15 protein-coding genes are annotated in these 17,315 nt (G+C 71.0%); 9 read left to right on the top strand and 6 right to left on the bottom strand.

Annotated features, from left to right (window positions below; all coding sequences use genetic code 11):
- The first annotated feature begins 63 nt into the window (after positions 1–63).
- From GTZ93_RS02660 to GTZ93_RS02645, 4 genes are all read left to right on the top strand, one after another.
- On the top strand, positions 64–1,032 hold the full coding sequence (locus GTZ93_RS02660; protein ID WP_139923724.1) for a hypothetical protein: 969 nt from the start codon (positions 64–66) through the stop codon (positions 1,030–1,032).
- Positions 1,023–2,759: a hypothetical protein gene (locus GTZ93_RS02655; RefSeq protein WP_161662628.1), complete on the top strand. Its 1,737-nt coding sequence runs from the start codon at positions 1,023–1,025 to the stop codon at positions 2,757–2,759. The genes GTZ93_RS02660 and GTZ93_RS02655 overlap by 10 nt, the downstream gene beginning before the upstream one ends.
- 140 nt (positions 2,760–2,899) lie before the next feature.
- Positions 2,900–4,606, top strand: coding sequence for a serine/threonine-protein kinase (locus GTZ93_RS02650; RefSeq protein ID WP_161662627.1), 1,707 nt, complete (start codon positions 2,900–2,902; stop codon positions 4,604–4,606).
- A gap of 8 nt (positions 4,607–4,614) precedes the next feature.
- Entirely contained in the window at positions 4,615–5,097 is a 483-nt protein-coding gene (locus GTZ93_RS02645) for a hypothetical protein (RefSeq protein ID WP_126932936.1), read from the top strand.
- Between the two features lie 7 nt (positions 5,098–5,104).
- On the opposite strand, the gene GTZ93_RS02640 is transcribed toward GTZ93_RS02645, so the two are convergent.
- Positions 5,105–5,890 carry a transglycosylase domain-containing protein gene (locus GTZ93_RS02640; RefSeq protein WP_139919889.1) on the bottom strand — a complete coding sequence of 262 codons (786 nt, stop codon included), beginning with the start codon at positions 5,888–5,890 and terminating at the stop codon, positions 5,105–5,107.
- A gap of 55 nt (positions 5,891–5,945) precedes the next feature.
- On the opposite strand from GTZ93_RS02640, the gene GTZ93_RS02635 reads away from it, so the two are divergent.
- On the top strand, positions 5,946–6,638 hold the full coding sequence (locus GTZ93_RS02635; protein WP_120575135.1) for a ferredoxin reductase domain-containing protein: 693 nt from the start codon (positions 5,946–5,948) through the stop codon (positions 6,636–6,638).
- Here the strand turns inward: GTZ93_RS02635 and GTZ93_RS02630 are convergent.
- From GTZ93_RS02630 to GTZ93_RS02615, 4 genes are all read right to left on the bottom strand, one after another.
- On the bottom strand, positions 6,632–8,272 hold the full coding sequence (locus GTZ93_RS02630; RefSeq protein ID WP_139919888.1) for a WD40 repeat domain-containing protein: 1,641 nt from the start codon (positions 8,270–8,272) through the stop codon (positions 6,632–6,634). The genes GTZ93_RS02635 and GTZ93_RS02630 overlap by 7 nt on opposite strands.
- Positions 8,269–10,413 (bottom strand): penicillin-binding protein activator, encoded by a 2,145-nt coding sequence (locus GTZ93_RS02625; protein WP_257979315.1) that lies wholly within the window; start codon positions 10,411–10,413, stop codon positions 8,269–8,271. Before GTZ93_RS02625 ends, GTZ93_RS02630 begins: the two co-directional genes overlap by 4 nt.
- Before the next feature lie 187 nt (positions 10,414–10,600).
- The gene (dnaJ, locus tag GTZ93_RS02620) at positions 10,601–11,722 is read right to left on the bottom strand and encodes a molecular chaperone DnaJ (RefSeq protein ID WP_120593915.1); all 1,122 of its coding nucleotides are present in this window, start codon (positions 11,720–11,722) and stop codon (positions 10,601–10,603) included.
- A 127-nt stretch (positions 11,723–11,849) separates the two neighbouring features.
- On the bottom strand, positions 11,850–12,290 hold the full coding sequence (locus tag GTZ93_RS02615; protein ID WP_139919886.1) for a hypothetical protein: 441 nt from the start codon (positions 12,288–12,290) through the stop codon (positions 11,850–11,852).
- Positions 12,291–12,449: 159 nt separating this feature from the next.
- Between GTZ93_RS02615 and GTZ93_RS02610 the strand changes: the two genes are divergently transcribed.
- The 3 genes from GTZ93_RS02610 (at position 12,450) to GTZ93_RS02600 (ending at position 15,747) form a co-directional block, all read left to right on the top strand.
- A complete protein-coding gene (locus GTZ93_RS02610; RefSeq protein WP_139919885.1) occupies positions 12,450–14,213 on the top strand; it encodes an ABC transporter ATP-binding protein in 1,764 nt (587 codons plus the stop codon).
- Between the two features lie 45 nt (positions 14,214–14,258).
- Positions 14,259–14,732 (top strand): hypothetical protein, encoded by a 474-nt coding sequence (locus tag GTZ93_RS02605; RefSeq protein WP_233596700.1) that lies wholly within the window; start codon positions 14,259–14,261, stop codon positions 14,730–14,732.
- Positions 14,733–14,814: 82 nt separating this feature from the next.
- The gene (locus tag GTZ93_RS02600; protein WP_139919884.1) at positions 14,815–15,747 is read left to right on the top strand and encodes a hypothetical protein; all 933 of its coding nucleotides are present in this window, start codon (positions 14,815–14,817) and stop codon (positions 15,745–15,747) included.
- Here GTZ93_RS02600 and GTZ93_RS02595 read toward each other — a convergent pair.
- The gene (locus GTZ93_RS02595) at positions 15,716–16,408 is read right to left on the bottom strand and encodes a hypothetical protein (protein ID WP_257979314.1); all 693 of its coding nucleotides are present in this window, start codon (positions 16,406–16,408) and stop codon (positions 15,716–15,718) included. The two genes, GTZ93_RS02600 and GTZ93_RS02595, sit on opposite strands and share 32 nt — an antisense overlap.
- Positions 16,409–16,553: 145 nt before the next feature.
- Here GTZ93_RS02595 and GTZ93_RS02590 point away from each other — a divergent pair, with 145 nt between their 5' ends.
- A complete protein-coding gene (locus GTZ93_RS02590) occupies positions 16,554–17,315 on the top strand; it encodes a hypothetical protein (RefSeq protein WP_139919882.1) in 762 nt (253 codons plus the stop codon).

The following is a 17,315-nucleotide window of genomic DNA, read 5'->3' as shown; positions in this document are numbered from 1 at the left end:
CACCACACGGGTCTGCGAATCCTGACCTTGCGAGGAGGACGGGTCAGGGGAGAAAGTGCTCCCGTGTTGATCCCCTTCCTCGCCGCGCTCACCCTGGTGGTCGCCCAGGCGCCCGCACCCGCTTCCTCCGCGAAACCCGTCACCGTCTTGCTGGCGCCCACGGACGTGACGCGGGGAACGCCGCGCTACCTCGTTGGAACCGCCCAGGAGCACGTGGCCGAGCAGCTCAAGGCCCGCGGCCTGGAGGTGATCCGCGTGGAGGACGTGACGCGCACGCTTCCGAAGAAGAAGCGCACGGCGATGATGCGCTGCAACCGCACGCAACCGTCCTGCATCGCGTCGCTGGGCCTGGCGGCGAAGACGGACGTGGTGATGGTGACGGAGATTGGCCCGTACCTGAACGCGTACAAGGCGGGCGTGCGCGTGTACACGGCGCAGGATGGCGCGCCGCTGGTCGAGCAGTCGGTCCCTGGCGTGAGCGAGGACCAGGTGCTGGACGCGCTCAACAAGTCGCTGGACGTGGTGGTGCCGCGCACGCTGCGGGTGCTGCGTCCGGAGCCGGTGGCGCCGCCGGTGACGCCTCCCGTGGCGCAGCAGACGCCCAACGTGACGCCGGGCGTGAAGCAGCCGCTGCCGGGGCCGGACCTGACGCCGGGAGTGCAGCCGCCCACCGAACTGGGACTGACGGACACGCCGACGGTGGAGACGCCGGGACGCCGCAAGTGGGCCTGGGTGCCGGCGGCGGGTGGCGTGGTGCTCGCGGGCGTGGGGACGGTGTTCTTCGTGCAGTCGCGGAGCAAGCTCAGCGACCTGAACAACAACGAGTATCCGAACCTGCAGGACGCGGCGAAGCTGCGCGACTCCGGCAAGCGTTCGCAGACGATTGGCGCGGTGGGTATCGGCGTGGGCGCGGCGGCCATCGCGGCGGGCGCGCTGATGTACTTCCTGCCGGTGCAGCAGACGAACGTTCAGCCGTCCGTGACGCTCACGCCCCAGGGCGGTGGTCTGAGCTTCGCTGGGACGTGGCAGTGAGCACGGGGAAAGCCATGCGGAACCTCTGGAAGGTCGGCGCGCTGGGCGCGGTGTTCGGTGCGGTGCTCAGCGTCGGCGGCTGCAGTGACTTCGACGCGGCCTATGAAAACTGTCAGGGCGAGGGCCGCTGCGGACCGCAGGCGAGCGGGGACGGTGGGGCGGATGCCGGTGATGCGGGCGACGGTGGAGACGTCACGCCTCCTCCCTGCGGAGACGGCGGCGTGGACTACCCCGACCTGACCGGCTTCGACAACGACTGCGACGGCATCGACGGTGTCGCGGACGCGGGCTACTTCGTGCATCCGACGGACGGCCGGGACGACGGCAACGATGGAACCCGCGAGCGGCCCTTCCAGACCCTGGCTCGCGCCCTCCGGGAGATCCGTGACGGAGGCACGGGGCGCAACATCGTGTACCTGGGCACCGGTACGTACAACGAGGCAGCGCCCGCGGTGGACATGCCTGTTTCGCTCTACGGCGGATACACGTGGCGCGGGAACCAGTTCTGGGATCGGTTCAAGGATGGCGGCGGCACCACGTTCTTCGACGGCGGCACGCTGGCATTCACAGTTCGTGACACGACGGACGCAGAGGTGGTGCTGGATTCGCTCCACATCGCCTCCGCGAATGCCCCCAACGCGGGCGAGCCTTCTATCGCCGTTCGGGTCATTCGTGCTTCAGCAGTGCGATTCAGCAACACGATCGTCGAGGCGGGTCAGGGAGGCCGCGGTACGGAAGGCGCGGACGGGGATGGAGGCAGCGCGGGGCATGACGGAGGCACCGGAGAAAATGCGACTGGTCCAACGCCGGGATACAGGGGGTCGAGCGGCGCTGCGCCCACTTGCGCATTCAGTACCGCCAATGCCGGTGGCAACGGGGGTACTGGTAAAGCGGGTAGCGCGGGCACTCCCGGCGAAGTGGGTGCACCCAACACGCCTGGCGGTCGAGCCGGAGTCGTGGGTCAGAAGGTAGATGCCGGCAACAACATCTCCACCTGTGTTGGTGGAGCTGGGGCGGATGGCGATGCCGGCGTTGCTGGAGCTCCAGGTGATGCAGGAACCGCTGGCAGTGGCATGGGTGTGATCGACCCTGTTCAGGTGACCTGGCAGATGCTCGCGCAACAGATGGGTAGCGCCGGCGCGGCAGGCAAGCCCGGTGCTGGCGGTGGTGGTGGTGGTTCGGGAGGTGCGTGCGCGGAAGACATTCATCCATCGCAGATTGGCGCCGCAGGAGGTGGAGGAGGCGGCGGGAGCGGAGGATGCGGAGGCCAACAAGGAACAGGTGGAGGCGGTGGCGGCGCATCCATCGCAGTACTGCTGCTCCAAGCCGACGTCACCGTCAGCAATGATTCCAAGCTGACCACACACGGTGGTGGGAATGGCGGCGCCGGGACTCAAGGAGGAGCTGGCGGCGAAGGCGGGCTGGGTGGGTCTCCAGGGTTGCGCTCCGACCTCCGCGTAGACGCCGGTTCCAACGAGTCCTACTTCACTTACGGAGGATTCAGCGGCCGGGGCGGCAATGGCGGTTCCGGCGGACAGGGCGGTCCGGGCGGCGGTGGCGCGGGTGGGCCCTCCATTGGCGTCTGGTGCTTGCTGGACGCGGGAGTCACGGTGGACGAGAGCAGCAGCGTCTCGCCCGGCAATGGCGGCGAGGGTGGCGCGAGCACGGGCAATCGGGGCAGCACGGGTACCCAGGCTCCAACCTTCGATTGCCGCACCACGCCCTGACCCACCACATCGCCCGCTGTGTGACACCAGCGGGTGAGAAAACGCGACCCGGGGGCAAGTGCCTGTTTGCTTGCCCGGCGTGCCCCGGGCCCTGACTTCGCTTCCCGGGATTTCACCTGTTACGCTCCCCCGTGGTGGAGATGTCATCCGAGTTGATCTGCGAAACCTGCGGCCTCACCGTTCCGTCCGAGACGGCGGTGTGCCCTCGCGATGGCACCGTCGTGCTGTCGTCGTTCCATCCGACTCCACCGGAACCGAAGGTCATCGTGGAGCACCCCGGTACTGAAGCCACCGCCATCACCGACCCCCTCATCGGCCTGAAGCTGGGCGAGTACGAGCTGCGCTCGCGCATTGGCGTGGGCGGCATGGGGCTCGTCTACGACGGCATCCAGCCCCTCATCGGCAAGCGCGTCGCCGTGAAGGTGCTGCGCCCCGAGCTGGCGCACTCGTCCGAACAGGTGGCCCGCCTCCTCGCGGAGGCCCGCGCCGTCAACGCCATCCGCCACCGCGGCATCATCGACATCTTCGGCTTCGGCCAGCTCCCGGACGGCCGCCAGTACATCGTCATGGAGTACCTGGATGGCCAGCCGCTGGACGCCATCCTCGCGGAGAAGGGCCGCCTCCCCGTCCCGGAGGCCCTGTCCCTCCTGGATGAAGTGCTCGCCGCCCTGGGTGCCGCGCACGGCGCGGGCGTGGTGCACCGCGACCTGAAGCCCAGCAACATCTTCCTCGTGCGCCAGCCAGACGGCACGCGCTACGTGAAGCTGCTGGACTTCGGGCTCGCCAAGCGCGGCGAAGGGCCCACCGTCCGCACCGCGCAGACGCGCACCGACATGGTCGTCGGCACTCCGGAGTACATGGCGCCCGAGCAGGCCCGCGGCCAGTCCGTGGGACCCATGACGGACCTGTACGCCATGGGCGTCGTCACCTTCGAAATCATCACCGGCCGGCTGCCCTTCATCGGCAGCTCCCCGGTGGACCTGCTCATGAAGCACGTGGAGGCGCGCCCTCCCCGGCCGTCGGAGTTCGTCCCCGACCTGCCGCCCGCCGTGGACGCCTTCATCCTGCAGATGCTCACCAAGGACCCGGAGACGCGCCCCAACTCCGCGGATGCCCTGCGTCAGCACCTGTCCAAGCTGCGCCGCACCCTCCGCGCCACGCGCACCAACCCCACCGCGCCCGCTCCCGTCGAGCCCGCGCCGCCCAAGCCCGCGGTCGCCGTCAGCGACGCGGACGCGCGCCGCCCCACCACCCAGGTACCTCCGCCGGTCCCGCCGGACGACCTGATGGTGCCGCAGGAAGAGACGTCGTCCCTGCGCCGCCTGGTCCCCATCGCCGTGGGCGCGGCCGTGCTGTTCGCCGCCGTGGGCGTGGTCATCGCCACGCGCGGAGGGAGCGAGGCGCCTCCGCCGGTCGTCGCCGTCGCCACTCCGCCGCCTCCCGCCCCGAAGGTGGAACCCACGCCGCCCCCGCCCGCGCCGGAGGTCGTCGCCGCGCCCGTGCTGGAGCCCGCTCCCGCGCCTGCCGTCGAGGAGCCCCCTCCGGCGAAACCGGTGCCGCCCACCGTCAAGGCCGTGGCCGTGAAGACCGTCCGCGACGTCCCGGCGCCCAAGCGCACGGAGTCCTCGAGCGAGTCCGCCGTGAAGAATCTGATCCTCGACACCGTGAAGCAGGTCGAGAACAGCCCCCTGTACGCCGACAACAAGGTCCACAAGGGGCTCACCCAGCAGGCCGCCCTCAACTACCTGGACAAGCAGATCAAGCGGCTGGAGAACGCGGACGACGCGGCGGGCCGCGCGGATATCCTCAGCGAGCTCCGCGGCTGGAAGCAGCAGTACCTCAAGTAGCCCACGCCATGACCGCGCCCCCGGGTCCTGCGCTGCTCGCGGTGGACCTGGGCCTGCGCTGCGGGCTCGCGCGCTTCGGCGCGGACGGGCGGCTTCAGTGGTACCGCTCGCAGAACCTCGGCACGCACGCGCGGCTCAAGCGCGCGGTGCCCGCCGTGCTCCAGGACGCGTCTCCGCTCGCGTGGCTCGTGCTGGAGGGCGGTGGCCCCATCGCGGATGTCTGGGAGCGCGAGGCCCTGCGCCGCGCCCTGCCCGTGCTTCGCGTGGCCGCGGAGGACTGGCGGCACCGGCTGCTCTACGCACGGGAGCAGCGCAGCGGCTCGCTGGCCAAGGACGCCGCGGACACACTCGCGCGGCGGGTCATCGACTGGTCCCACGCGCCCCGCCCCACCTCGCTGCGCCACGACGCCGCGGAGGCCATCCTGCTGGGCCTGTGGGGCGCGCTGGAGGTGGGCTGGCTTCCGCAGGTGCCCGCGGAAGTCCGGCGCTGACCGCCCGCTACTTCACCGATACGCACGCCACCGGCTGCGCGATGGCGTTGCGCGCGCGCTCCTCGCTCACCAGCGCGTAGCCCGCCAGGTCCTGCAACAGCATGTCGCGGTTCTGCCGGATGAGGCCCGCGTTCTTGCACGCCTTGATGTCGCCGTAATACCCGTACGGCGGCAGCGCGAGCTGCAGCTCCGCCAGCTCCGACAACTGGAGCTCTCCCAGCTCGCGGTGGAAGAGCTTGCGGGCCGCGTCCTCCACGCCGACGACGCCGCGCTCGAAGCGGATGATGGACAGGTCGTACGCGACGAGCTGATCCTTCTGGAAGAAGGCGTGCAGCCGGTGCGCGGCCACGGACAGCTGCAGGTCCCCCTCGATGCCCATCTCCCGCGCGATGCGCATGGCCAGCCGCCGCTCGCAGGACCCGTCCCCCGGAGGCGCGGTGCCCAACGTCACGCCGGCGAACAGGCGCCACGCCCACGCGCGCCCATCCTCGCGCGGCGTCTGGAAGTAGGTGGGGCACTCAATCTGGCGGATATAGAGCGCCACCAGGTCCTTGGGCATCCGCGAGAAGTCCGGCCGCGTGAACGTCACCGCCGAGCGGTCCCGGATGCCCTGGTCCATCCGGCCGGCCAGGACACTCATCCGGTCGCCCTCGATGCGATGGCGCAGCTGGCTCTCGACGTCGAACTCGCTCTCCAGCCGCGGCAGCTTGCTGGCCGTGTAGAGGTACGTGATCGGAATCACCACGCCGGCCAGGCCGACGAGGAACATGAACAGCCAGAACACGGTCTTCACGGGCACGACTCTAGCAGGGCAGGCACGTGCCAGGAGGACGGGTTAGAAAGTCCCCATGAGCGACTGGCACACAGCCACCGTCACCGCCCGCACCCCCGCGGCGGATGGCCTCACCGATTGGGTGCTCGACATCGGCGGGACGCCGCTCGTGGGCTCGCACGCCCATCCGGGACAGTACGTGCAGCTGCGCCTTCCCGGTGGGCAGCCGGGCATGTTCGCCATCGCCTCGCCGCCCGCCCTCAACAGCACGCGGTGGGAGTTCCTCCTCAAGGACGAAGGCACGCTGCCGTCCGCGCTCCTGCACCTGCCGCTGGGCGCGCACGTGGAGGTGACGCGTCCGGCGGGCCCTGGCTTCCCCATGGAGAAGGCGCGCGGCCGCGACCTGCTGCTGTTCGCCAGCGGCTCCGGCATCTCCGCCATCCGCCCCGTCATCGCCGCCGTGCGACAGGAGCGCGGCGCCTATGGCCGGGTGACGCTGTACTTCGGCGCGCGCACGGCGGGCGGCTTCGCGTACCAGCACGAACTGCAGCAGTGGCTGGAAGACGGCGTGCGCGTGCTGTGCACCGTGAGCCGCCCCGGCGCCAGCGGCTGGCAGGGCCTCACCGGCTACGTGCAGGCCCACCTGGGCGAGGAGCCGCTGGAACACGCCATCGCGTTCGTGTGCGGCCCCTCGGACATGGTGCAGGACGTGATGGCCCAGCTGGCCCAGCGCGGCGTTCCGCGCAGCGCCGTGTTCCTCAACTACTGAGCCGCGCGCGCCTCGACCGCGGGGGACGCGTAGCGCACGCCCACCACCACCGCCGCCGGGTCGCTCTCCTGGCTGCCGGTGGCCTTCTGCGGCGTCCACGCGGCCACGCCCAGTTGATGCCCCTCTGGCGAGAAGCGCACGCGCCGCACGGACCAGCCGAACTCCAGCTCACCCGCCGCTTCCGGCGCGCCCTCGGCGAAGAGATACACGCGCCGGTCCCATCCGCCCGACGCCAGCGAGCGCCCATCCGGCGCGATGGCAGCGGTGGACACCACGCCGTGGTGCAGCTCCCACTTGCGCAGCACCTGACCGGAGACCGCGTCCACCAGCGCGCCCGCGTTCCACGGGCCCTGGGGCTCCTGGATGCCCTTGCGCTCGCGCTCGTACACCGTGCGGTTGCGCTCCGCCTTCTCCTGGCTGAAGGCCACGCCCAGCCGCTTTCCCCGCGCGTCCACGGTGACGTCGTTGACGTGCGCCGGGAAGGTGAAGTCCAGCCGAGGCGAGAGCGCCCGTGCCATCGCCGTGCTCGCCCCCTCCGGAGCGCCGCCCTTGAGCGTGAACACCGCCTCCGCCGTCGTCTCGTCGAAGACCGTGTCCACGCGCTCGGCGAAGGGCGCGCCCAGCACGCCCTGGCTGCCCTGCGGCACGCACGCGTCACACACCGCCACGTCCACGCCCGGCAGCGTCAGCTGCTTGAAGCGCAGCGTGCGTCCACGCGACAGCCGCGCCACGGTGTTGCCCAGCGCGCCCGGCACGGTGACGGTGTCCTTCAGGAACGCCACGTCGATACCGGACGCCGTGGCCGCCGCCGTGGTGAGCACCACCACCGGCGTGCGCGAATCCAGCGCCAGCACCACCGGCGGCCCGCTGTCCACGCGGCCCTGCACCGCAGCGAAGCCGCCGCGCCGCTCGAAGTGCGTGCGCGCCACGTCCGGCTTCAGCACCTGCTCCGGCGTGTCCGACGCGCGCACGTGCCCGTCCCAGCCGCCCGAGTACAGCGTCCCGTCCGCCGCGAACGCCAGCGCGCTCACCGGCCCCACGTGCAGCCGCGCCTCCGCGCCGAACGCCAGCTCCGGCACGGACAGCAGGGACACCAGGCCCTGCGCGCTGCCCACCGCCAGCCACTTGCCATCCGGGTGGAAGGCCACCGACACCAGCGGCTCCTCCGTGGCGAGCGCCACCACCTGCGAGCCCGTCGCCGCGTCGAAGAGCTGCACCGCGCCGCTGCGGCTCACCGTGGCCACGCGCGAGCCGTCCGGCGAGAACGTCACGCCCTCCAGGTCGTACTGCTGGACGTTGACCGAGGGATCCGCGCGCATCACCGGCGCGCGGGCGTCACCGGACTTCGCCGCGGCGGGCGACAGGTCCCAGATGGAGACGTGGTACGCCTTGTCCCCCAGGCGCGTGTACGCCACGCGCTGGCCGCGCGGCGCGAAGTCCAGCGCCCAGATGAAGTCCTTGCGGTTGAGCACGGTGGGCTCCCCGTCGAAGCCCTCCACCGCGCCGGAGAGGAAGCCTCCGGACGTGGACTCCAACCGGCCCAGCGTGTCCGGCGCCAGACCCGCGGCCGTGTGCGCGCAGCCCGTGAGCGTCAGCACGCCCGCGAGGACGAAGCCCCCGGTGCGCTGTCTCATGAACCCGACCCGCGGACGGCGGCCTTCTCCTTGTCCACGTTGATCTCGTTCACGCCCTTGTTGTCCACGGACAGCAGGAACAGCTGCTTGTCCGCTTCACGCTTGTCGTTGAACGAGGTGCGGCCGGTGGCGCCGTCGAAGTCCTTCAGCCCCGCCAGCGCCTCACGCATCGCCGCGCGCGTGTTGGGCCGCTGCTTGTCCAGCACCTGCCGCACCATGCGCGCCGAGTCGTAGCCGATGGCCTCCAGCAGGCCCGGGTCGCGGCCCGTCTCGCGGTACGCGTCGCGGTAGCTCTTCACGAACTTCTGCGTGGCCGGCCGCTGCGAGTCCACGAAGAAGCCGTCCACGTACACCGAGCAGGTGACGAACTTGCCGCCGCGCTCCAGGAGCTCCGGCAGGCCCGAGCGGCCCTTGGGGCTGGACCACTGGTTGGTGCCGAAGAGCGTGACGGTCTTCAGGTCCTTCTTGCCCGTCGTCTTGCGGATGCGCTCCAGGTCGCGCGGGTCGCACGCGTTGGTGACGATGTCCTCCACCGCGAGCGCGGGCGTCACCAGGCTCACCCGGCGCCAGTCGTCCGGGATGAAGAGGCCCTCGAAGTCGATGATGGGCTCCACGCCGCTGCGTGCCTTCTCCATGGCCTTGCGGCGGCGGTACGCGTCCGTGATCTTCTCGCCCTGCACGTCGCGCACGGCCTCCGCGTAGTCGCCGCGGTCCTCCAGGTAGTAGCGGCCCACCAGGCGCTTCGCTTCACCGGTGAACGTGGTCTGGTCGTACGAGTACGACTCCGCGCCGCGCATCACGCCGCCGCGTGACACCACGTCGTCCCAGAACTCGTTGGCCAGCTCCACACCGTAGGGGATGTTCGGGTAGAGCACCGCGAAGCGCTTGTAGCCCTTCACGTTCATCGCGTAGTCCGCGATGGCGCGCGCCTGCGCGGAGTTCGTCAGCATGTTGCGGAAGACGTACGGGCCAATGTCCGTGATGCCCTCCTGACGGCTGAGCGTCAGCAGCGGCACCTGGAGTTCCTCCGCCAGCAGCGCCGCGCGCTTGGTGTCGTCCACCAGCAGCGGGCCCAGGGCCACGATGGCGCCATCGTCGAACGCGAGCTGCTCCATCGCCGTGCCCGTCTTGTTGACGTCGCCCTGCGTGTCCTTCACCACCAGCTCGATGTCGCTGCCCTGCAGGCCCAGCTTCACGCCGCGCAGCACCGCCTCGCCGATGGGCTGGTAGCGGCCCGACATGGGCAGCAGCACCGCCACGGTGCGCGGACGCACCTCCACGCGGCGGGTCGCACGCGCGAGCAGCTCCTTGGCCTGCGGCGCGAAGGTGCTGTTGGGCGCATCTCGCAGGAACGTCTGGAGCGTCTCCTCCAGGCGGGACCAGTCGCGCAGGTGGTAGTAGATGCGCGCCAGCTTGAACTGGAGCACCGGCCACGCGGGGTTGGACGGGGACAGCCCCTCCTGCACGCGGGCGATGTCGAGGAAGCTGGCGCGGCCCTCCACCAGCTGCTCCACCTTCTTCACCGCGGCGGCCTTCTCCTCATCCGTCCGGGCGTCGCCCGCCTCTTTGACAGCGGAGGACAGCGCCTGCGTGTACAGGCCCGCGCCCTCCGCCGCGCGCGCGGCCTCCCTCAGCAGCTGCTCCTTCTCCGCGCCCTCCGCGCGCTCCGCCAGGCTGGTGAGCGTCTGGTACGCGTCGCGGTAGGCGCCCACCTCCATGGCGGAGACGGCCAGCTTGTGCTTGGCGTCATCGGCCTGGGCGTAGAGGGGGTTCTCGAAGAGCAGCTCGTTGAAGCTCTTGCGCGCGTTCGCGTAGTCCCTCGCCTCGAAGTAGAGGACGCCCGCGTTGTAGAGCGCGTCCTGGCCGGCGGTGGTGGCGGGGTACGCCTTGCGCACGGACAGGTAGGCCTCCGCGGCCTGCTTCTTGTCCGGGTTCGACTGCGCCTGGGTGCGAGCCTGCGCGAGCGCGGCGTTCGCGGTGGCGTCCTGCTTCACCTCCACGCGCGGGCGATTGGGCTGGGTGGAGTCACCCCCGGAGGTGTCGTCCCGGCTGTCAGTACGGGAAGGCGTCTTGGGGCAGGCGGTCAACGTCAGGGCCAGCGCGGCGACGAGCGCGCGGCGCGATGCGGAGAGGACTTCCATGGCGAGGTGCATAGCAGCGCGGGTGCGGCTCCGTCGACACTTGAGCGGGGGGAAGATTCCCCTGGAACGTCCGCTTCAGTGCACCGCGCATGCCCGCGTGCGTCACCGAGGGGAAACCCCTGCCCTCCCCACTCCGTGCGGCCCCGGAGCCACGCCACCGCGTGGCCCCGGCCGCACGCCCGGCCACCTAGCCGAAGAGTTCCTTCACCTTGTCGAAGAAGGTCTTCGACTGGGGATGGGTCTCCTCGCCGGACACCTCCGCGAAGCGCTCCAGCAACTCGCGCTGCTTGGAGGACAGCTCCGTGGGCGTTTCGATGATGACGCGCACGTGCTGATCCCCGCGCTGCTGGCTGTGCAGGTGCGGGATGCCCTTGCCGCGCAGGCGGAACACCTTGCCGGACTGGGTCCCCTGCGGAATGGTCATCTTCACCTTGCCGTCCAGCGTGGGCACGTCGATCTTCGCGCCCAGCGCCGCCTGCGTGAAGGACACCGGCACCTCGCAGAAGACCTCGTACTCCTCGCGCTGGAACAGCGGGTGCTCGCGCACGATGACCGTCACGTACAGGTCACCCGGAGGCGCGCCCCGGTCTCCCGGCTCACCCATGCCGGACAAACGCACGCGCGTGCCGTTGTCCACGCCGCCCGGGATGGCGACCTCGATGACCTCTTCCGACGGCGTCTTCCCGGAGCCCCTGCACTTGGCGCACGGATCCGGAATGGTGGCGCCCGAACCGCCGCAGTCACCGCACGGCCGCGACACCGCGAAGAAGCCCTGCGAGTAGCGCAGCTCCCCGCTGCCGCCGCACGCCGCGCACTGCCGGGGCGCCGCGCCGCTCTTGCTGCCGGAGCCGGAGCAGGTCTCGCACTTCTTCGGACGCGGGATGGTCACCTTCGGGCGGCAGCCGAACGCCGCCTCCTCGAAGCTGATCTCCAGGTTGTAGCGCAGGTCCGCGCCCCGGCTCTGGCGCTGCCGGCCACGCCCGCCACCACCCCCGAAGATGTCGCCGAAAATCTCTCCGAAGATGTCGTTGATGTTGACGCCCTGGAAGCCGCCGCCCGCGTCCCCGAAGGGATTGCCCGCGTGTCCGAAACGGTCGTACTTCGTGCGCCGGTCTGGATCGCTCAGGACCTCGTAGGCCTCCGAGGCTTCCTTGAACTTCTCCTCGGCCTCGTGGTTCCCGGGGTTGCGGTCCGGGTGGTACTGCAACGCGACCTTCCGGAACGCGCTTTTCAGGTCCTGCGCCGTAACGCTCTTCTGGACGCCGAGGACCTCGTAGTAGTCGCGCTTCTGCCCTGCGGCCCCTGCCATTGAATCGAACCCCTGGAATTTGCTGGCGTTTTCAAGCTGCGTAGAGAATCGGAGTCACTATAACGCAGCGAAACACGCCAGCAATCCAGGCCGGGGTCCAACCCTGTGTGACGCAGGGGGTCTGCCGCTACACGGTCCAGACACGGTTGACCGTCAGCTCCATGCGGGCGAGCCGGCGCTTGAGGGCCGGGTCCACGGGGCCGTTCAGGGACCACTTGGGGACCACGAAGTGCAGCTCCGCGTTGTAGAGCTTCGCGGCGCTCGCCAGCAGGCTCCAGCGATTCTCCGCGGTCGGATCATCCACCATGCCCGGGGTGACGATCTCCAGGATGATGGGCGTGCGGGCGGAGTCGGACTGGCGACAGGTGAAGTCCGGCCGGTGGTCCTCGATGGTTCCGGAGAGCACGGGCGGCGGCATGAAGCCAGGGAGCCGGGCCTTGATGTCCGAGTAACCAATGGTCCGGAAGTACTCGGCCATCAGCCAGAGCAGACGGCGGCGATCTTCGTCATCCACGACCGACTCGCAGCCGGGATTGAACAGGACTTCTTTCTCAGTGTTGGTTTCCATGGCGCATCTCAAGCTGTCCGCGTGTGTGGGATGCGGCAACGCAGGCGGGCGCGAGCGCTCCCTGACCGGCCGTGGGGCGGGCGGCCATGCACGCACGCTTCCCACTTCCCTTTCACTTGGACGACACCGTCGCCTCGGTGACAGAGTGCGCCCCCTCCCGTGGCCCCCCGTCCCTCCGCGCACGTCTATCGCCGGCTCCTGGGCTACCTGAGCCCGTACCGCCGGTTGCTTCTCGCGGGCACGCTCGCCTCGCTCACCGCCGCGGCCGCTACCGCCGCGTACGCGTGGATCGTCGGGCCCCTGCTGCGCGCCGTCCTCACCGGCGCCCCCGTCACCGTCGCGGGGATGACCCTGGCGCCGGAGGCCCTGCTGTCCCGGCTGCCCCTGCTGGTCGTCGCGGTGGCGCTGGTGAAGGCCACCGCCCAGTTCCTTCAGGGGGGCCTGATGCAGCGGTTGGGCCAGCGGGTGATGGCCGACCTGAGGGGCTTCCTCTACGGCCGCCTGCTCGCCCAGCCTCCGGCTTTCTTCGAGCAGCGCCACTCTGGCGAACTTGTCTCCCGGTTCACCTCGGACGTACCCCTGGTGGAGTTCTCCGTCACCCAGGCGCTGTCATCGTACGTAAGGGATGGGCTCCAGATTTGCGCACTGCTGGCGACCTGCTTCCTCATCGACGCGAAACTCTTTCTCTTCACGTTCGTCGTCGTGCCCGTGACGGTGGTGCCGGTCAGCCGCTTCGCGCGGTCGCTCAAGAAGGTGGCCACCCGCTCGCAGGCCAACTTGGGCGCGCTCAGCGCCATCACCGCCGAGCAGCTGCAGAACCTCCCCGTGGTGCAGGCCTACGGCACGGTGCCCCGCGCGCTGGAGTCCTTCGACGCGGAGGCGGAGGCGTACCTCACGGAGATGCGCCGCTCGCTCTTCATCCGCGGCGCCTTCAGCCCCACGGTGGAGCTGTTGGGCATCGTCGGCGTGGCGGTGGCGGTGGCGTGGGGCGCTCGCGCGGTGTCCATGGACCCGACGCTGGCCGGGCGGCTCCTGTCCTTCATGGCGGCGGCGCTGCTGCTCTACCAGCCGGTGAAGTCACTGAGCGGCACGCTGTCCCAGGTGCTCACCGGGCTGGCGGCGGCGGAGCGCCTGTTCTCGCTCGCGGACTCGCCGGTGCCACCGGACGTGGGCGCGGAGGCCCCTCCCCTGTCGCGCGCCCTGGAGCTGTCCGGCGTGCGCGCCACCTACTCGGACGGACGCGAGGCCCTGAAGGGCGTGGACCTGACGATTCCCGCCGGCGCTCGCGTGGCGCTGGTGGGCCCGTCCGGCGCGGGCAAGACGACGTTGTTCTCCGTGCTGCTGGGCTTCCTGCCGCCGAGCGGCGGTGAAGTGAAGTGGGACGGCGTGCCGCTGTCCTCGCTCAAGGCGTCCAGCGTGCGCGCGCAGCTGGCGTGGGTGCCGCAGGAGCCGGTGCTCTTCTCCGGCACCGTGCGCCACAACCTGCGCCTGGGCCAGCCGGACGCGACGGACGACGCGCTGTGGGAGGCGCTGCGGCTGGCGCACGCGGAGGACTTCGTGCGGGCGCTGCCCGGCGGCCTGGATGAGCCCGTGGGCGAGCGGGGCAGCCGCCTGTCCGGCGGACAACGGCAGCGGCTGGCCCTGGCGCGCGCCTTCCTGCGCCGCCCGTCACTGCTGCTGCTGGATGAGCCCACGAGCGCCCTGGACGCCACCAGCGAGGCGGCGGTGGGCGCGGGACTCCAGGCGCTGATGAAGGGCCGCACGGTGCTGGTCATCGCGCACCGGCTCAGCACCGTGCGCGACGCGGACCTCATCGCCGTGGTGGAGGGCGGACAGGTGGTGGAGGCCGGCACGCACGAGCAGCTGCTCGCGCTGCGGGGCCGCTATGCGCGCCTGTTGGGCGAAGGCGCCGTCGCCGCCTGAACGCCGCCCCGCGGGGCCATGGCCTTCGCTTCCGAAGGGGTGTTCATGGGTCCCGTGCCCATTCGCTCCACGCCATCGCTGACCTTGCGCGACCGGGCACGCCCTGCGAGCCTTCCGCCCTGGCCCATGCCCCAGACGCCGCCCCGCGAACGAGAGCCGCTGTCGCTCAACGCGCTCCTGCTGGTGCCCGCCCTGCTGCTGGCCGCGGGCGCGTGCGTCGCGGTGGCCGCCCGGCACTTCGCGCTGGCCGCCGCGTTCACCGGCACGCTGGTGCTCGTCCCGCTCGTCTTCCGGCTGTGGACGCGGCCCTGGTACCGGGGGCTCGTGCTGCGCGGCCTGGGCCTGTTCATCGCGGGCATGCACCTGCCCATGCTCACCGGTGGCGTGCTCGCCTACGGGCGCATCGGCTGCGAAGGCGCGGACTGCGGCCAGACACTTCTCTGGAGCATCGTGCTGGCTCCCGTGGCCGGCGCCGTCTGCTCTGTCGTGTACTGGCTCGTGGGCCGTCCCCCCGTCTGAATTACAAGGAATCACAGACCCCCTATTCTCACTGGAAATGCTTGTTCCAGTCAGACCTCACGTCGCGCCCGGGCCGTTCGTCGTGGCGTTGGCCGTCCCCACCACGGTGTGCGTGCTGGGGAGCACGCTGCCGGTGCTCCTGGGCAGTCCCGCCGGCCTGATGAGCGTGGTGAGCTCCGCGGGGCCCTTCGCGGCGCTGCTGGTGCTGACGCTGGTGGTGGAGGTGCCCCTGCTCATGCTGGCGACGGGCTCCACGCTGATGGGCCGCACGGTGCCGCTGGCGGTGATGGTGGGCATGGCGACGGTGCCGTGGACGCTGGGGCTGCTGGGCACGGAGGTGGCGCTGGAGCGGATGCAGGTGGCGCTGCCGATGGTGTCCGCCACGGACGCGGGCATCGCGTTGACGGCGGGGCTGGGCAAGGCGATGGCCCCCCGGCTGCTGGGTGCATGGACGAGCGCGGTGCTGCTGGGCGCGCTGTCGGTGGCGCTGGGCATGGCGCGCTACAACACGGCGCGCGCGGTCCACGACAACACGCGCCGCAGTCTGCTGCTGGGCAGCCTGGTGTCCGCGGCGCTGGCGGGCATGGCGGTGGTGGGCACGCTGGAGGCGCACCACCTCTTCACACTGCTGTCCCGGCTGTCTCGGGCTCCCGGCGCGCTCCGCCCGGACCTGATGGCGGAGGGCATGGCGCAGGCGGCGCGGCTGCGCACGGTGCGCTGGAGCTGCTTCTCCTGTCTGCTGGTGCTGGGCTTCGCCTGGCTGATGACGTACCGCGCGGCGGAGGCCCGGCGGACCCGCGCGCTGGAGTGGGTGGGCGGCCTGGTGCTCACCGCCGCGGTGGCCGTCCTGCTGGTGCTGGACGCGCACCCGCTGCACACCACGCTGGGCCCGGAGCGCGTCACCACCGGCCGCAGGACGTCCGGCCCCGTTCCCACCGACGCGGACGTGACACACCTGATGGGCGAGCGCTCGCCCGTGCGGCTCAGCTTCCCCGCGTCAGCACGTACAGCATGACGAGCCCCACCACGACGGCGAAGCCGAAGACGGCCACCATCACCAGCCCCTCCGACTTGCGCACCACCGGGGGCAGGACCTCGTTGGGCAGCGGCTGACCGTGCCGCAGCACCACGGGCTCCGGCTCCGGGGCCACCCGCGGCGCGGGCGCTGCTGAAGCGGCGGCGGGAACGGCCTCGCGCGGAGGCGGTGCCACCGGCGTGAAGGTCACGGTCCGGGTGGCGACGGTGTCCCGCGTGCCGGGATTGCGGCCTGGCTGCTCCGCCAGGTGCTCTGGCGACGTGACGCTGGACATCTCCAGCCCCTCGCGCGCGAGCGCCAGCACGCGCTGCATGTGCAGGATGTAACGGTCCTGGCCCTCGTAGGTGGCGAGCGCCTGCGCGGCGCGCACCAGCCGCTGCGGCACCAGCTCCGGGTCCGCGCGCACCTCCGTGGACACGGGCCGCGCCTCGCCGGCTTCCACCCGGCCCGTGCGCACGCCCTGTCCGCTGGCCCAGATGCAGTGTTCATCCAAGAGTGTCAGCTCCTGGCGGCGCACCCGGCCGTCCTCGTCCACCAGGGACATCAGCTCCGCGCCCTGGGGAGACAGGTGCCAGACGGTGCGCAGGCCGTTCTCCCCCAGCGGTCCTTCCACCGCGCGAGCGCGGTAGAGTTCCTGCATCGCGGACTTCAAGGGGTCGGACGAAGTTTCCACGGCCATGACTGCCGCAGAGTAGGGGCGCCGCGCCCGAAACGGAAGCGACGCCCGCTCCGGTGTGATTGCCCCGTGCGCGGATGCCCGCCTTGTGCCTACCGTCCATTCCACGATGAGCCGTTCCAAGAACCGAGCCCCCGACTTCATCCGCCAGTTCGAGGGTGCACAGACGCTCGACGGACTGCTGGAGCTGGCTGGCAGTCCCTGCGACACCGCCGACGTGCTCGAGCGCATGCAGGAGGCGCGCGCGGAAGGCGCCGATGCCGGCCAGGTGATTCCCACCCTCTTCGACGGGGAGCCCCGCTTCCCGGACCCGGAGCTGGCGCGCCGCCTGTACCAGAACCTGCTGGGACTCTGGGACGTGGTGCTGGAGGGAAAGACGGTGCGGCCGGAGGACGGCCCCCGCCCGCCGCGCCCGAAGAAGGAGCGGCTGCAGCCACCCACGCCCTTCCATCCGGACGAGCCCTCCGGCGAATTCGTGGAGGCCGCCTGGCGTTACCTGGAGGACGACGACAAGGCGCGCACGCGGCTGATGCATGCCTACGAGAACCGGCAGGACAGCCTGCTGGGTGCGCTTGACGCCGCTGGCCTCACGGACGAAGGTTATGGGGTCGCCCGCCACCTGCTCTTCGAGCTGCACTCCATGCTGGAGCTGGGCTGGCCGCCGGGGCTCTCGGCCGTGGATGCCAGGGCCCTGGACAGGGAACCGGATGCGCCGCCCGCGCCGGATGCCCTCCAGGAGTACGTGACGGAAGCGCTGTTCGAGGCGGAGCAGGACGAGGAGCACCCCCTCGCCCCCGAGGAGCTGGCGCAGGTGCGCACCCTCGTCCGGCGGGGACTGGTCGCGCTGTGGCGCGCCCGCAAGGGGAGATGA

Origin of the sequence: Corallococcus exiguus, from assembly GCF_009909105.1 — a bacterium.
Lineage (GTDB): Bacteria > Myxococcota > Myxococcia > Myxococcales > Myxococcaceae > Corallococcus > Corallococcus exiguus.
The sequence above is the reverse complement of the archived record's forward strand: the minus strand, read 5'-3'. Positions and strand labels throughout refer to the sequence as shown.

Excerpts from the sequence above, each read along its gene's own strand:
- GTZ93_RS02650 (WP_161662627.1), top strand. The coding sequence starts at position 2,900 with ATGTCATCCGAGTTGATCTGCGAAACCTGCGGCCTCACCGTTCCGTCC.
- GTZ93_RS02645 (WP_126932936.1), top strand. The coding sequence starts at position 4,615 with ATGACCGCGCCCCCGGGTCCTGCGCTGCTCGCGGTGGACCTGGGCCTG.
- GTZ93_RS02635 (WP_120575135.1), top strand. The coding sequence starts at position 5,946 with ATGAGCGACTGGCACACAGCCACCGTCACCGCCCGCACCCCCGCGGCG.
- GTZ93_RS02630 (WP_139919888.1), bottom strand. The coding sequence starts at position 8,272 with ATGAGACAGCGCACCGGGGGCTTCGTCCTCGCGGGCGTGCTGACGCTC.
- GTZ93_RS02625 (WP_257979315.1), bottom strand. The coding sequence starts at position 10,413 with ATGGAAGTCCTCTCCGCATCGCGCCGCGCGCTCGTCGCCGCGCTGGCC.
- dnaJ (WP_120593915.1), bottom strand. The coding sequence starts at position 11,722 with ATGGCAGGGGCCGCAGGGCAGAAGCGCGACTACTACGAGGTCCTCGGC.
- GTZ93_RS02615 (WP_139919886.1), bottom strand. The coding sequence starts at position 12,290 with ATGGAAACCAACACTGAGAAAGAAGTCCTGTTCAATCCCGGCTGCGAG.
- GTZ93_RS02605 (WP_233596700.1), top strand. The coding sequence starts at position 14,259 with ATGGGTCCCGTGCCCATTCGCTCCACGCCATCGCTGACCTTGCGCGAC.
- GTZ93_RS02595 (WP_257979314.1), bottom strand. The coding sequence starts at position 16,408 with ATGCAGGAACTCTACCGCGCTCGCGCGGTGGAAGGACCGCTGGGGGAG.
- GTZ93_RS02590 (WP_139919882.1), top strand. The coding sequence starts at position 16,554 with ATGAGCCGTTCCAAGAACCGAGCCCCCGACTTCATCCGCCAGTTCGAG.